The 246-nt window shown below is 67.5% G+C and carries 1 protein-coding gene; it reads right to left on the minus strand.

The annotated features are described in order from the left end of the window. Positions 1-246 (minus strand): hypothetical protein (locus G5A07_RS21620; RefSeq protein ID WP_223107833.1); only part of this gene is annotated, 246 nt, incomplete at both ends.

A 246-nucleotide genomic window follows, 5' to 3' on the forward strand; every position in this document is an offset into this window, starting at 1 on the left:
GTTTCGGCGCCGGCAACCGCTGTGGTGGGGGTGTCCGGCGAGCCGCCGGCCGGCGCTCCGCCGATGACCACGAACTGCAGGTCGGTCTTGGCGATCCAGAAGTCCCGCCGGGCTTCGATGGCCGCGGCATTGGCCGCGATGCGGGCCCGTGCTTCGGTCAGAAGCGAGAACACATCGACCATCATGCCATTGTACCGGAGCTGGCTCTCATCGGCGATGATCTGGCGCAACGGCAGGATCTGCGAC

The organism is Stenotrophomonas sp. AS012628, from assembly GCF_010608305.1.
GTDB classification, from domain to species: Bacteria; Pseudomonadota; Gammaproteobacteria; order Xanthomonadales; family Xanthomonadaceae; genus Stenotrophomonas; species Stenotrophomonas geniculata.